Source organism: Pseudomonas sp. FJ2-5-13 (genome assembly GCF_029201605.1).
GTDB classification, from domain to species: domain Bacteria; phylum Pseudomonadota; class Gammaproteobacteria; order Pseudomonadales; family Pseudomonadaceae; genus Aquipseudomonas; species Aquipseudomonas lactis.
On record NZ_CP104045.1, the window covers coordinates 3,251,884 to 3,265,552 of the forward strand.

At 57.5% G+C, this 13,669-nt stretch carries 17 protein-coding genes and 3 pseudogenes; 12 read left to right on the plus strand and 8 right to left on the minus strand.

The features are described 5' to 3' along the window. Positions 1-68: 68 nt before the first annotated feature. The 8 genes and pseudogenes from N2A98_RS14110 to N2A98_RS14145 all read left to right on the plus strand — a co-directional run. Complete coding sequence (locus N2A98_RS14110) at positions 69-1,166, plus strand: carboxynorspermidine decarboxylase (RefSeq protein WP_032896982.1); 1,098 nt, start codon at positions 69-71, stop codon at positions 1,164-1,166. 28 nt (positions 1,167-1,194) lie between these two features. After that, complete coding sequence (locus N2A98_RS14115; RefSeq protein WP_047711026.1) at positions 1,195-2,439, plus strand: saccharopine dehydrogenase family protein; 1,245 nt, start codon at positions 1,195-1,197, stop codon at positions 2,437-2,439. A 720-nt stretch (positions 2,440-3,159) separates the two neighbouring features. Beyond that, positions 3,160-3,927 (plus strand): methanethiol S-methyltransferase, encoded by a 768-nt coding sequence (mddA, locus tag N2A98_RS14120; RefSeq protein ID WP_275622164.1) that lies wholly within the window; start codon positions 3,160-3,162, stop codon positions 3,925-3,927. A 63-nt stretch (positions 3,928-3,990) separates the two neighbouring features. Next, a pseudogene (locus N2A98_RS14125) lies at positions 3,991-4,140 on the plus strand (saccharopine dehydrogenase); the annotation flags it as partial. Positions 4,141-4,329: 189 nt separating this feature from the next. After that, positions 4,330-5,139: a PDZ domain-containing protein gene (locus tag N2A98_RS14130; RefSeq protein ID WP_052439807.1), complete on the plus strand. Its 810-nt coding sequence runs from the start codon at positions 4,330-4,332 to the stop codon at positions 5,137-5,139. 166 nt (positions 5,140-5,305) lie between these two features. After that, positions 5,306-5,395 (plus strand): annotated as a pseudogene (locus tag N2A98_RS14135) (outer membrane lipoprotein carrier protein LolA); the annotation flags it as partial. A gap of 426 nt (positions 5,396-5,821) precedes the next feature. After that, a complete protein-coding gene (locus N2A98_RS14140) occupies positions 5,822-6,061 on the plus strand; it encodes a DUF6124 family protein (RefSeq protein WP_032896978.1) in 240 nt (79 codons plus the stop codon). Between the two features lie 42 nt (positions 6,062-6,103). Beyond that, positions 6,104-6,190, plus strand: a pseudogene (locus N2A98_RS14145) (outer membrane lipoprotein carrier protein LolA); the annotation flags it as partial. Between the two features lie 59 nt (positions 6,191-6,249). Here N2A98_RS14145 and glsB read toward each other — a convergent pair. From glsB to N2A98_RS14160, 3 genes are all read right to left on the minus strand, one after another. Continuing rightward, positions 6,250-7,158 (minus strand): glutaminase B, encoded by a 909-nt coding sequence (gene glsB / locus N2A98_RS14150; protein ID WP_056787397.1) that lies wholly within the window; start codon positions 7,156-7,158, stop codon positions 6,250-6,252. Positions 7,159-7,213: 55 nt separating this feature from the next. Further along, positions 7,214-7,558 (minus strand): hypothetical protein, encoded by a 345-nt coding sequence (locus tag N2A98_RS14155; protein ID WP_275622165.1) that lies wholly within the window; start codon positions 7,556-7,558, stop codon positions 7,214-7,216. Between the two features lie 73 nt (positions 7,559-7,631). Further along, entirely contained in the window at positions 7,632-8,042 is a 411-nt protein-coding gene (locus N2A98_RS14160) for a hypothetical protein (RefSeq protein ID WP_044274127.1), read from the minus strand. Between the two features lie 109 nt (positions 8,043-8,151). Here N2A98_RS14160 and N2A98_RS14165 point away from each other — a divergent pair, with 109 nt between their 5' ends. After that, positions 8,152-9,006 (plus strand): helix-turn-helix transcriptional regulator, encoded by an 855-nt coding sequence (locus N2A98_RS14165; RefSeq protein WP_275622166.1) that lies wholly within the window; start codon positions 8,152-8,154, stop codon positions 9,004-9,006. Between the two features lie 33 nt (positions 9,007-9,039). Here the strand turns inward: N2A98_RS14165 and N2A98_RS14170 are convergent, their stop codons facing one another. Both N2A98_RS14170 and acpP read right to left on the minus strand, forming a co-directional pair. Beyond that, positions 9,040-9,834, minus strand: coding sequence for a class II aldolase/adducin family protein (locus N2A98_RS14170; RefSeq protein ID WP_275622167.1), 795 nt, complete (start codon positions 9,832-9,834; stop codon positions 9,040-9,042). Positions 9,835-9,995: 161 nt separating this feature from the next. Beyond that, positions 9,996-10,232 (minus strand): acyl carrier protein, encoded by a 237-nt coding sequence (gene acpP / locus N2A98_RS14175; protein WP_275622168.1) that lies wholly within the window; start codon positions 10,230-10,232, stop codon positions 9,996-9,998. 256 nt (positions 10,233-10,488) lie between these two features. On the opposite strand from acpP, the gene N2A98_RS14180 reads away from it, so the two are divergent. Further along, positions 10,489-10,992 carry a DUF4142 domain-containing protein gene (locus N2A98_RS14180; RefSeq protein WP_047711030.1) on the plus strand — a complete coding sequence of 168 codons (504 nt, stop codon included), beginning with the start codon at positions 10,489-10,491 and terminating at the stop codon, positions 10,990-10,992. A 30-nt stretch (positions 10,993-11,022) separates the two neighbouring features. Continuing rightward, positions 11,023-11,583, plus strand: a complete 561-nt coding sequence (locus tag N2A98_RS14185) for a type 1 glutamine amidotransferase domain-containing protein (RefSeq protein ID WP_275622169.1) — start codon at positions 11,023-11,025, stop codon at positions 11,581-11,583. Between the two features lie 60 nt (positions 11,584-11,643). Here N2A98_RS14185 and N2A98_RS14190 read toward each other — a convergent pair whose 3' ends face one another. Beyond that, positions 11,644-11,850, minus strand: coding sequence for a hypothetical protein (locus tag N2A98_RS14190; protein ID WP_032896961.1), 207 nt, complete (start codon positions 11,848-11,850; stop codon positions 11,644-11,646). A gap of 298 nt (positions 11,851-12,148) precedes the next feature. Here N2A98_RS14190 and N2A98_RS14195 point away from each other — a divergent pair, with 298 nt between their 5' ends. Continuing rightward, positions 12,149-12,625: a hemerythrin domain-containing protein gene (locus tag N2A98_RS14195; RefSeq protein WP_044274139.1), complete on the plus strand. Its 477-nt coding sequence runs from the start codon at positions 12,149-12,151 to the stop codon at positions 12,623-12,625. Positions 12,626-12,656: 31 nt separating this feature from the next. On the opposite strand, the gene N2A98_RS14200 is transcribed toward N2A98_RS14195, so the two are convergent. Then, on the minus strand, positions 12,657-13,202 hold the full coding sequence (locus N2A98_RS14200; RefSeq protein WP_275622170.1) for a putative natural product biosynthesis protein: 546 nt from the start codon (positions 13,200-13,202) through the stop codon (positions 12,657-12,659). 62 nt (positions 13,203-13,264) lie between these two features. Then, positions 13,265-13,648, minus strand: a complete 384-nt coding sequence (locus N2A98_RS14205) for a DUF2946 domain-containing protein (protein WP_275622171.1) — start codon at positions 13,646-13,648, stop codon at positions 13,265-13,267. Positions 13,649-13,669 lie beyond the last annotated feature (21 nt).

The window sequence follows — 13,669 nt, forward strand, 5'->3', positions numbered from 1 at the left end:
TCGATCTGTTCCAAGTGCGGGCACAATGCGTGTCCTTTTTTGGCAGGCACCGCCGCAGGCTCTCAAAAATGATCAAAACGCCGTACTACCTCATCGATAAACAGAAGCTTCTGGTCAACATGCAGAAGATTGCCTACGTGCGCGAACAGTCTGGCGCCAAGGCTCTGCTGGCGCTCAAGTGCTTTGCCACCTGGTCGGTGTTCGACTTGATGCAGCAATACATGGACGGCACCACCTCGTCGTCGCTGTATGAACTCAAGCTCGGTCGCCAGAAGTTCGAAGGTGAAGCGCACGCCTACAGCGTGGCCTGGGCCGACGATGAAATCGAAGAGATGCTGGAGAACTGCGACAAGATCATCTTCAACTCCATCAGCCAACTGCAGCGTTTTGCCGAACGCAGCGAAGGCAAGACCCGCGGCCTGCGTGTGAACCCGCAGGTGAGCAGCTCTGACTACCTGCTGGCCGACCCGGCGCGCCCCTTCAGCCGCCTGGGCGAATGGGATCCGGTGAAGATCGATGGCGTGATCGATCAGATTTCCGGCTTCATGTTCCACAACAACTGCGAGAACGGCGACTTCAGCCTGTTCGACAAGATGCTCGGCACCATCGAAGAACGCTTCGGTGCGCTGTTGCACAAGGTCAAGTGGGTCAGCCTCGGCGGCGGCATCCATTTCACCGGTGAAGGCTATGCGTTGGACGCGTTCTGCGCACGGCTCAAAGCCTTCTCCGAGAAGTACGGCGTGCAGGTCTACCTGGAACCCGGCGAAGCGGCGATCACCAACAGCGCCTCCCTGGAAGTCACCGTGCTCGACACCCTCTACAACGGCAAGAATCTCGCCGTGGTAGACAGCTCCATCGAAGCCCACCTGCTGGACCTGCTGATCTACCGCCTCAACGCCAAACTGGCGCCGAGCGAGGGTGAACACACCTACATGGTGTGCGGCAAATCCTGCCTGGCCGGGGACATCTTCGGCGAGTATCAATTTGATCGTCCGCTGGCCATCGGCGATCGGCTGTCGTTCATCGACACCGCAGGCTACACCATGGTCAAGAAAAACTGGTTCAACGGCCTGAAAATGCCGTCCATCGTAGTGAAACAACTCGACGGTACAGTCGAGGTGGTTCGTGAATTTGGTTACGACGACTACCTGTCCAGCCTGTCCTGAGCTGGCGGATAAAGGAGAGATAAAGCAATTGAAAAAGAACGTTCTTATCATTGGTGCAGGAGGTGTCGCCAAGGTGGTGGCCCACAAGTGCGCGCAGCACAACGACGAACTCGGTCGTATTGCTATCGCGTCGCGCAACATCTCCAAATGCCAGGCCATCATCGACAGCGTCAAGGCCAAGGGTAGCCTCAAGGTTCCCGCCGATATCCAAGCCTTCGCGCTGAACGCCCTGGACGTGGAAGCGACCAAGGCCCTGATCCGCGAGACCGAATCGCAGATCGTCATCAACGTCGGCTCCGCGTTCCTCAACATGTCGGTATTGCGTGCCTGCATCGACACGGGCGTGGCTTACCTCGACACTGCCATCCACGAAGAGCCGGGCAAGGTCTGCGAGACCCCGCCGTGGTACGGCAACTACGAGTGGAACCACCTGCAAGAGTGCAAACAGAAGAACATCACCGCCATCCTTGGCGTGGGCTTCGACCCAGGTGTCGTCAACGCGTATGCCGCGCTGGCGCAGCAACAGCATTTCGACCGCATTGATTCGATCGACATTCTCGACGTCAATGCCGGCTCCCATGGCAAATACTTCGCCACCAATTTCGATCCGGAAATCAACTTCCGCGAATTCACCGGGCAGGTGTGGAGCTGGCAGAACAGCCAGTGGACCAGCAACACCATGTTCGAAGTCAAACGCACCGACGACCTGCCGGTAGTTGGCTCGCAGAACCTCTACCTCACCGGCCACGATGAAGTGCACTCGCTGTCGAAAAACCTCGACGTGCCCAACGTGCGTTTCTGGATGAGCTTCGGCGAACACTACATCAACGTGTTCACCGTGCTGAAAAACCTCGGCCTGCTCTCCGAACAGCCGGTCAAGACCGCCGAAGGCCTGGAAGTGGTGCCGTTGAAAGTGGTCAAGGCCGTGCTGCCCGACCCGTCTTCGCTTGCGCCTGGCTACACCGGCAAGACCTGCATCGGTGACCTGGTCAAAGGCACCAAGAATGGCCAGCCGCGTGAGATGTTCATCTATAACGTGGCTGATCACGAAGAGGCCTATGCCGAGACCGACAGCCAGGGCATCTCCTACACCGCAGGCGTACCACCGGTAGCCGCTGCGCTGCTGGTTGCGCGTGGCGAGTGGGATGTCAAGCACATGGCCAACGTCGAGGAACTGCCGGCTGAGCCGTTCCTCAAGGCGCTGGATGTGATGGGCTTGCCGACTCGGATCAAAGACGAGCACGGTGATCGGGCCTGGGATGCGACGGCCTGATAGGCCATAGCTGACCGAGCAAAAGAATGCGCCCCCAGGGGCGCATTTTTTGTTTGGGCTCACCCACAGTTCAAAGAACAATACAGATTCAAAATGTGGGAGCGGGCTTGCTCGCGAAGGCGGTGTGTCAGTCACTGAGTTTTCAACTGAACCACCGCTTTCGCAGGCAAGCCAGCTCCCACACTCGTTTTGTATTGCCCACAGAATCAGCGCCTGGCACCGATCCCCTGTGGGAGCGGGCTTGCCCGCGAAGGCGGTGTGTCAGTCTCTGAGTCTCCAACTGAACCACCGCTATCGCAGGCAAGCCAGCTCCCACACTCGTTTTGTATTGCCCACAGAATCAGCGCCTGGCACCGATCCCCTGTGGGAGCGGGCTTGCCCGCGAAGGCGGTGTGTCAGTCAATGATTTTTCCACTGAGCCACCGCCATCGCAGGCAAGCCAGCTCCCACAATGAGTCGCCGGTGTATCTGGGGCTTCGGTTCATTCCAGGTTCCGCGCCGGACTATTCAGCGCCCTTGAGCACTGCAACAGCACCGGGGCTCAAATTGGCGCTGGCGTAGCCTGGTATAGCTTGTTAGATCGGTTGAACCTCAGTTAAATCGCCAATCACTCTTACAACTGTCAACTCCAACAGGTTACCGCCTAGGTGAATGCCGTTAGTCTGAGCGAGCCAGTCATCGATTGGCTCACCCATTCACCATGTGCGAAAGGAATCGTCCATGCAACGGCAAACCTCTTCAAACACCCTCACGGCACGCTTGGCTGGCCTGGTCTACAGCACCTGCTGCTACCTGGTGTTCTTATTCACCCTGCTGTACATGATGGGCTTCGTAGGGGCTGTGGTCGTGCCCAAACACATCGACTCCGGCGCGCGCATCGACTGGGCGCTGGCACTCATGATCAATGCGTCACTGATCATTGTGTTTGGCGTCCAGCACAGCACCATGGCGCGTAAACGTTTCAAGCACTGGCTGGCAGTCTTCGCCCTGGCAGCGGTGGAGCGCTCCACCTATGTGTTGCTCTCCAGCCTGATGCTCGCGCTGCTGTTCTGGCAGTGGCGGCCTATTACGCACACCGTTTGGGAAGTTGACGCCGCCTGGGCCAAGGCATTGCTTAGCTGCCTGTTCTGGCTGGGCTGGGGCATTGTGGTGCTGGCAACCTGTTTGATCAGTCACTTCGAGTTGTTCGGGCTGAAGCAGGCCATTGATCGGTGGCGCAACGCCCCACCGTCGGGCCTGACATTCCGGACGCCGCTGCTCTACAAAGTCGTGCGTCATCCGCTGTACCTGGGCTTCCTGATCGCCTTTTGGGCAACGCCGCATATGACCGTGGGGCATCTGCTGCTTGCGCTGGGGATGTCGGTGTATCTCTTCATCGGCGCCCGTTTCGAAGAACGGGATTTGGTGGCGCTGTTTGGTGAGCGGTACCGGCGTTATCAGCGTGAGGTGGGCATGATCGTGCCGCGTCTCAACAGGCCCCGTCGTTAGCGCTCGAGTGTGTCGCACGCTCTGCGTGGGAATGCACTCAAATCCAGGGCATATATTTCATCGGTAGCTGCTGCGCTGCTGGTTGCGTGTAACGAGTGGAACACGAAGTACATGTCCAACGTCAAAGAGCTGCCGGCCGAGCCACTCCTCCCAACGCTGGATGTGACGGGCTTGCCGACTCGAATTAGAAACAGAAATGGCGATCGGGCTTAGGATGCAATCGCCTGCAAGCGATAGCTGACAGAGCAAAAAATGCATCTGAAGGGGCACACTTTTAGTTTGGGCGAGCATCGACCTCGAAATCAACGAAGGTAAAAAAAAGCGATTTGATAATCCGAGATACTATTTTGGTATCATCGGATATTCGCCATCAACCCACCACATAAACAAGGATGTTGATCAATGACTCCTCGCCCATTCAAGCCCCTGGCGCTTGCTGCTCTTTTTATAGGTTTAGCAGGCTGTAAAATGGCGCCACCTCTAAATGGCTATACGCAGTATTACCAGTCGGCAAATGGATTCACACCAGAAATCATCGCGGCAGAGCGCTCAGGGCCGCCCCCCGCTGTGCCGATAATCGACCATGCCACACTAAGCACCTACGAAAACGTCGCAAGAACTTGGTTCCGTCGTGGATACGCAGCTGTTGGTAAATCCGAATTCAATTCGTCCATGCCGGTTCCTGAACAACAAGCTCTTGATCAGGCAAAGGCCATTAAGGCTGATCTAGTAATCATTATCGAACCGCAATACCAAGGCACCACGACTACCACGACGAAAGTATCCAGACCTACATCCAGCACTTCTGTTACGTCAGTCACGGCAGGCAAACTGAACGGTTCGGCAACCACCTCGACATACGGTACTACAACGGATTACGTGCCGATTACCCAGAAGCAAGTAGCCTATGGCGCACTCTACTTTGTCAAAGCACATATCATCCTTGGCGCAGCCACTATTGAACTGGATGAAGCAGAACGTCAGTCTCGTCAGACGAACTATGGCGTGAAAATCACGATGGTTTCCGATGACTCACCCGCTTTCAAAGCCGACTTACTGATCGGAGATACTATCGAGAAGCTTGATGGCCAGCGCATCAGCAGTGCGGCTCATCTATCGAGCTTGATTAATGCGAAGAAAGGTCAAGTCATCAATTTGTCCCTAACCCGCAAGGGTAAGGCTTTCGAGAAATCAATCCAACTCAACAATTGACGCTTGATCACCAGTCAGATAGCGCCTACCCATCGGCCTAGGCAGTGATCACTTCCAAGCTCTGCATTGGCACCAAAAAGTGCGCCCCGCAAGGCGTGGCGCTGTGGTGAACGCTATCGGTAGAACGACTGTGCCGCGGCTGAACAAGCCCATAGCCAACCTTAGCTTGCTCGCGAAGATCGTCAACGATGACGCGGGCAACCTGGATGACCGCAGAGCCTGGGCGTTTTTCGCGAGCAAGCTCGCTCCTACAGTTCAACGAACAATGAAGATCAAAATGTGGGAGCTGGCTTGCCTGCGATGGCGCTATGTCAGCCAGCACATACAGCACTGAAAAACCGCTATCGCAGGCAAGCCAGCTCCCACAGACGATTTGCGGCGTTAGGATATTTCCCACAGTTGTTTCAGGTTGTCGCTCGGAACTTCACTGACTAACCTCTGGGCCGTCGCTGCCAATTCAGCGGCCGGATTTGACCGTCCGACCTTGTTAACGAACTGCTACGCCCTGCACCTCTTCAGGCGTTTTTTTTGTGCCTGAGGTATTGTGTCGCGGCAGTTGTGCGCGGGATACCTTCGGGTATGCCGGGTTCGTTGACAACCGGTCGGTCAACCCGCGTACAGCTGCCACCCTCTTCGCTTGACCGCGAACGCTGGCGGCTCCACTTGTCGACGGAGCTTCACCATGATCAAAGACACCCCAAATCCCCCAGAAACGCTCTTCACCGTACGCCCCGAGCTAGGCACAGAAACATTGTTGGTCAATGCATCCCAGGATCTAGCCTCCATCAGTGACATCGCTGCTCATCTAGCCTTTGAAATCGACGGTACCCAACGCAACGTAGCGCTGGGCATCTGCCGCATGCTCGAAGGTGTGCAGTTGCTCGTGGACAAGGCATTGGATGACACCCACCCAGCCACTTGACCTGATGCTCGCGCCGCGCCCTTAACCACTGTAGGAGCGAGCTTGCTCGCGAAGATCGTCAACGATGACACGGGCAACCTGGATGACCGCAGGGCCTGGGCGTTTTTCGCGAGCAAGCTCGCTCCTACAGTGATCTATGGCACTGAAAAACCGCTATCGCAGGCAAGCCAGCTCCCACAAGAACAATCTCAAAACACCGACCACCCAATCCGCTCACTCAACAATTCCAACGCCTTCATCCCCGCCAGTGAATTACCCGCTGCGTTCAGCTCCGGCGACCACACGCACACTGTGAACTGCCCCGGCACTACCGCGACGATCCCGCCGCCGACCCCGCTCTTGCCCGGCAGGCCCACGCGGTAGGCAAAATTGCCCGCTTCGTCATACAGCCCGCTGGTGGCCATGATCGAGTTCACTTGCTTGGTCTGGCGCGCCGTCAGCACTTGCTCGCCACTGTGGGCACTCACGCCTTCGTTGGCCAGAAAGCTGAACGCTCGGGCCAGGTCCAGGCAGCTCATCTGCAACGCGCAATAGTTGAAGTAGCTGTGCAGCACTGCGTCCACATCGTTATGAAAATTGCCGAACGACTTCATCAGGTAGGCCATGGCCGCATTGCGCGCACCGTGCTGGGCTTCCGATTCGGCCACGACGCTGTTGACCAGGATCTGCGGGTTGCCCGACAGGCGCCGCACAAAATCGCGCATCGACAGAATCGGCACGGCGAAGCGTGACTGGTTGATGTCGCAGATCACCAGCGCGCCAGCATTGATAAAGGGATTGCGCGGGCGTCCACGCTCGAACTCCAGTTGCACCATGGAGTTGAACGGCTGCCCCGAGGGCTCATGGCCCAGGCGTTCCCAGATGGTTTCGCCACCATGGTCGATAGCCTGCACCAGGCTGAAGACCTTGGAAATGCTCTGCACCGAAAACAGCGTGTCGGCATCCCCGGCGCAGTAGGCCGTGCCGTCGTTGCCGTAGACCGCAATGCCAAGTTGGTGGGCGGGCACGTCGGCCAGCGCGGGAATGTAATCGGCAACTTTGCCGAGGCCGATCAAGGGGCGCACTTCGTCGAGGATCGACTCCAGCAGCGCCTGCATAGCTTGTCCTGTCATCTTTGTTTGAATCAGTGATAAACGAGGCGCGGAGGATACTTCAGTGGGCGCGCAACACCCACACAATCTCTACCACCCGCTCGGCAACCACCACGTAGATCAGGATCAATAACAGCTGCAACGCCAAGTGATAACGCAACTTGGCCAGCCGGCGAATGCCGTCGCTGACGTTCAACAACATCAGCAGCGTCGACAGCACAATCAAGCCCCACCCCGCGACGCTGGAAGCAAACAGACCGATCAGCAAATCGTGCGGCCCCACCAGCGCGTTGGTCCCCGCCGCAAACAACAGCGCGCAGACCAACACGTTCTTGACGTTGTCGAAAATCTGCGCGCTCAAATCGTTTTCCAGCAATGCCAGATACCGCGTCCATAACGTGCGCATGCTTGAGTACCGAGTGGGAAGGCTCGTCAATCAAGGTAGTTCAATTGTGGACGCTGTCGAGCTCTGGCCAGGCTTAGAAATGCGCCACATCCGACACTTCTGGGTCCAGCACATCCTCGGCCAGCGCCCAGGCGCGGTTCTCGGACTCCACCACCAGCAGCGGGTAGCCCCAGGCCTTGCCGAACGTCACGGCGAAGGGCTTGAGAGCCAGGCGCTTGGCGGCGCTGGGCTCCACCTGGATCATGCCTTTGACATAGGCGCGCAAGGCCGCTTTGTTTTTCTTCATCCAGATAGAGGCGCGCTTGCGCTCTTCGTGGGCGTGTTCGTGATTGTTTTCATCCACGGCTTTTTCGTGCAGCAGCAAGAAGGGCTGCTCACGGGCCAACAAATGCTCGAAGGTCAGTAAGGGATCTTCCGGCCCGCCGTCGTCAGGCGCGTCGAAAAAGATTTTCACCACGGGGAAAGTTGAACTGTCGAGTCGCATGGCAAAGCTCCCTGGATGAGATTGGTTCTCATCATAGAGCGCGGGACGCTGGACAGCATTGCACACAATAGCCAGAATGTTTCGCAATCCAGCCAAGGCAGTTGCCACCATGGTTCATCACCGCCTCGACCAGTACGACCCCTGCCGGGTTCGCGACGCCGCCGCCATCCCTCGCTCGATAGTGGCCGTGGGCGCCTCGAGTACCTCCGAGCGCTGGGAACATACCCCTCACCACCATCAACACGGGCAATTGATCTACACCTTGCGCGGCGTGGTGCATTGTGTGATCGAGGCGGGTATCTGGATCGTGCCGCCGCAATGCGCGTTGTGGATTCCCGGCGGTGTGACCCACGCGGCCCGTGGCGCTGGCGAAGCAGACGTGTATTGCCTGTTGATCAACCCGGACGCTGCCAGCGCCCTGCCCCGGCAATGTTGCACGCTGTCGGTGTCGCCATTACTGCACGAATTGATCGGCAAGGCGGTGAGTTTCCCGCAGCTCTACGACGAAGACGGCGCACAGGGCCGGCTGGTGGCGACGTTACTCGATGAGTTGGCCCAGGCCCCCATCGAAGCGCTGCATTTGCCCATGCCCCAAGACCCTCGCTTGCATCGGCTGGCCAACTGCTTATTGGCCAACCCCGGCGACAAATCCACCTTGGGCGAATGGGCCATGCGCATCGGCATGAGCGAACGCAGCATGACTCGCCTGCTGCTGGAAGAAATCGGCCTGAGCTTCGGTCGCTGGCGCCGCCAGTTGCATGTGATCCTTTCACTGCAACGCCTGGCCAACGGCGAGAGTGTGCAGAACGTGGCGCTGGATTTGGGTTATGAAAATGCCAGCGGGTTTATCACCATGTTCCGCAAGGCCATGGGTCAACCGCCAGCGCGTTACCTGGCGGACCGCACGGGCGCGCCGAGCCCGGCAGCGCAACCTAGCATTGCGATGCGCGAGGCTGTTAATTAAATATTATTTGGAGCAAGCCCCCTCCTACACCACTCAGTTTTTGTAGTCGGTGTCTGTTCGCTCAAGCTGACGCACCAGCGCATTCCAATGTCGCGCCACGCCTGGGCCTTCACCGTTGCTGAATACCTTGGCCTGCTGCTCAACTTTGGCCACCACCTCTGCCGGTGGGAAGATCAACTCGGCATTCCCCGCCGCCTGTGCCGCGATCTGGATATTGCAGGCCCGCTCCAGGCTTTGTAGTTGCTGGAAGGCATGCTCGACGCTGACGCCGCCCGTCAACAAGCCGTGGTTACGCAGGATCATCACACTCTTGTCGCCCAGATCCGCCACCAGCCGTTCACGCTCATCCAGGTCCAGGGCCACGCCCTCATAACCGTGGTAAGCCACACGCCCCGAGAACGCGATAGCGTGCTGGGAGATGGGCAACAGCCCCTGCTTTTGCGCCGACACCGCAATACCATCGCGGGTGTGGGTGTGCAGCACCGCTTGCAAGTCATGGCGTGCGCCGTGGATGGCGCTATGGATCACGTAACCGGCGTAGTTGATCCCCAGGCCCATGGGGTCATCGACAATGGTGCCGTCCAGATCGACCTTGACCAGGTTGGAAGCGCTGATTTCGTCGAACAACAGCCCGAAAGCATTGATCAGGAAATGCGCCTCGGGCCCTGGCACCCGCGCCGAGAAATGCGTGTAGATATGATCGGTCCACTTGTGTAACGCCGCCAGTCGGTAGGCTGCGGCCAGCTTGACCCGTACCTCCCACTCTTGCGGTGTGACCCGCTGGCGCACATTGCTGGAAACACTGGAAATCGGCGTGACGCTGCTCATGGCAAATCTTCCTGGATGGCCTAAGGGGGCTTACAGGCAAGACTAGGGGATGGTCATAAATAATAAAAAGCACATTTTAATCTAAGCTAATTATTATTTTTATTTATAAACAATACCTACGAGTATGAGCCGTTTTGGCTGGAGGCGAGGCGGCCACTCCTTTACTGGACTGCATGCGTCACAAACGTGATTGCGTCTGCGACGGTGATGAGATGACTTGCCATGTCATTGGGCATTTCGATGCCAAATTCATCCTCGATCGTTATGACGAGTTCCATAAGATCCACGGACTCGGCGCCCAGGTCATCAACAAAGGATTTGTCACCCAGAATCATCTCTTCAGCAACGCCGAGTTGTTCAGACACTATTCTTCTGACGCGATCCGCTATATCACTCATGTGAATATCCTCTCTTCGCTTTTACGGCGGATAAGCGTTTCGCTTCCGTTACCCTTGAATATACGCACTCGTACAAAAGGCTCTACTGTCAGAACTAACAGGTACCTAGATCATTAAATGATAAGGCGCGGCGCTTTGATCGCTCCATTGCCCCCTCACCACTGGGCAAAAAAGCGCAAAAAAATTTAAACCTTTTACAGGCCTTTCCATTCAACAGTCAGGTAACGGCATCCCGCCATTTCCAAGGAGAGACACCATGAAAACTCGACTGATGAAACCGATGGGCCTTACCTTCATGCTGATCGCAGGCTCGATGTCCACCGCGATGGCGGCGACCTCCAACGACTTCGTCGACAGCGCCGCCGAGGGCGGTATCACCGAGGTGGAAGCAGGCAAACTGGCCCTGGAAAAAAGCAGCTCGGCGGACGTGAAGACCTTTGCCCAGCATATGGTTACCGACCACACCAAAGCCAATCAGGAATTGATGGCCCTGGCGAAAAAACTCGATATCGAAGTCCCCGATGACGCCGCGCTTACCGACCAGGCCAAGAAAGCCATTCTGGAAATGCGCGATGAATCGTTCGACAAGGCCTACGCCAACAACCAGGTAGCGGCCCATGAAAAAACCGTCGAACTGTTCAAGAAAGAAGCGGCCTCCTCGGACAATCCCGAGCTGAAAGCCTTCGCCACCAAGACCCTGCCTACCCTTGAAGCCCACCTGAAAATGGCCAAGGAACTGCAAACCAAATACGCCCATTAATCGATCCATGACCCAAGGAGACACTCGACCATGAGCTCGCAACTCAACGGCAAGCACATCCTCGTCATCACCTCCAACACAGGCATTGAGCGCGACGAGCTGCTCAAGCCGCTGGAGACACTGCGTGGCTACGGCGCGACCTTGACGCACGCCTCCAGCAAAGGCGGCACTACCCAGACATTTGTCGGCGACACGGAAAAAGACCAGACCGTGGAATCAGACGTGCAACTGTCGGATGTGGTCAGCGCCGATTTCGATGCGCTGGTCATCCCGGGCGGCACGGTGAATGCCGATACACTGCGCCAGGATGCCGCCGCGCTGCGCTTGATCAATGAATTCGTGCAGGCCGGCAAGACCATCGCGGCGATCTGCCACGGGCCATGGACGCTGATTGACGCCGGAGTGGTCAAGGGCAAAACCCTGACCGCCTATAAAAGCGTGCGCATCGACCTTGAAAACGCCGGCGCTGCCAGCGTGGTGGATGCCGAGGTTAAAGAGTGCCAGGCCAATGGCTGGACCTTGATCACCTCGCGCACGCCAGACGATCTGCCGGCGTTCAATGAGGCGATTGCCAACGCCGTCGGCGGTTGATCGGTTTAGCGCAATGAAAACAGGCGCCCCATGGGCGCCTGTTTTTTATCACTCACCGCTTCAGCTTTTACGCTGCTGCGCCATCTCACGCTTGGGCCCGAACATCGCCCACGCAATCAGCCCCAGCAGCGGCACGAACACCAGCACCACCACCCACAACCCCTTGGTCTCCCATCCGCCAGTGCTGCGCAAAACGATGTTGATCGCCCAGAGTTCCAAGAGCAGCAGAATCACCGCCAATACGATCCAGATATATTCTATTTGCATGATTCACCTCCTGAAGTCTATGCGTTAGGTCAAGCGGATGCGCCAAGGGTTCCATTGGATTTTCAAGCCACGCTTTAAGGCCTGCGCCGTTGCGCTGGAGCGTCAGCGCCGGTTGGGCGTTGTGCAATGTCGCCGCAACCCGACCATGCAAGCTGCACGACAGCAAAGCGCACAAGCAAACTCAACCAATTGATTTTAAACATTTTTTTATATCCTAAAAATTGGTACGCCTGATGCAACACCCCTCACCACGAGGCGTGCGCTTCGACACGCCCGAACACCATCCGTGAGGTTTTATATGAATGCCATCGACCTTCTCAAAGCCGACCATGAACGCGTCAAGACCCTGCTGACCCAGTTGAGCGAATCCACTGAACGCGGAGTAAAAAAACGTACCGAGTTACTGGCCAAACTCGAAATGGAAATCACCCTGCACACCCAGCTCGAAGAAGAGATTCTCTACCCCGCGTTCAGAAAAGCCGGGGGCAAGGAACAGGACATCATGTACCACGAAGCCAAGGAGGAGCACCGTACCGTCGACTCGCTGGTACTGCCGGACTTGAAGAAAACCGACCCATCGTCCACCGAGTTTTCCGGTCGCGTCAAAGTGGTCAAGGAGCTGCTTGAACACCATATCGAAGAGGAAGAAACCGAGATGTTCCCACAAGCTAAAAAGCTCTTGGGTAAAGCCCTTCTCGAGGAGCTGGGGGCTGAAATGGAAGCGATGAAGGCCGCGCACAAAAAAACCATGGCGAGAAAACCCCTGGCGGCGTGATGGCCTTCGGCTCGCTATCAGGTTCGGCGCTTCATGGCACCGGCAGCCAGCCGCTGAAGGTGCCTTGCGTATTCAATGGGCACCAGGCGAAATCCCAGGCGGGCGCCGGCAATGCCGGCTGCTGCGTGGCTATCGAAGGGTGGCCCTTCCAATCGAACAGGGTGCAATCGCGCCAGCTCAGAACAATGCCTGCCGCCGGGCTGTCGTCCGTGAGCACCCAACGCGCAGCGGCGGCGGCCATGAAGGCTTCGATCGGTTCGTCATCGATCTGCGTGCGGTACGCCGAACTCAGTAACCAGCGGCATACGTTCAGATGGTAGGTCCAGTCCAGCGGCGGCTGGTTGCGATAGGCCCAGGTCATGAAGGCGCGAAACAGGTTCAAGCCCTCCGGTGGGTCGAGCTTGAGCAGCGCCGGGCAGATATCAAACAAGCTATGCCAATGAGGCAGCAGGCGCGCGTCCAGGTGCACGAAACAGCGCGAATTGCTCGGGTAATCAGGCAGCGCCGGCTGCGCACGCAGGCGCCGCGACGCCTTGCTGACCAGGCGGCTGGCGCCGGCAGGCAATTGAGGGTTCATAAAACGTACTCACCATCGTGACGAGAGAATGCCTCCTGATGACAGGAAGCCCAAGGCACACGTCAGGATGCGGGAGAAGCGCGAGGGTTGGCCGAAGGCCAGGAATAACGCGGAGGCGCCTTGTTGCGCCGTTCATGGGCGACACGTGGGGTTTGCGTAAGACCGAGCAGCCAGGCCAGGCCGATCAGGAACACCAGGGCGACGGTAACCGCGTTGCACACCGGGCAGGCAAAGTAGTTCGAGATGTTGCTGGAAGTCGGGTTTGCCAACCCTTTGTCGGAAATGGGCGACTGGCCGCCGTCCACCGAACAGAACAGCCCACCGATGCCGTTGAGCTGCTGGCCCATCATCTGGCCATGCCCCAAACCGCAGGCGAACAGGTTCATCAGCACGCAGAAGTACAGGGCCCAGGCGATCAGTGAGCGGTCAGAGTGGCGCAATTTCATGGCGGCGACTCTACCACCGAA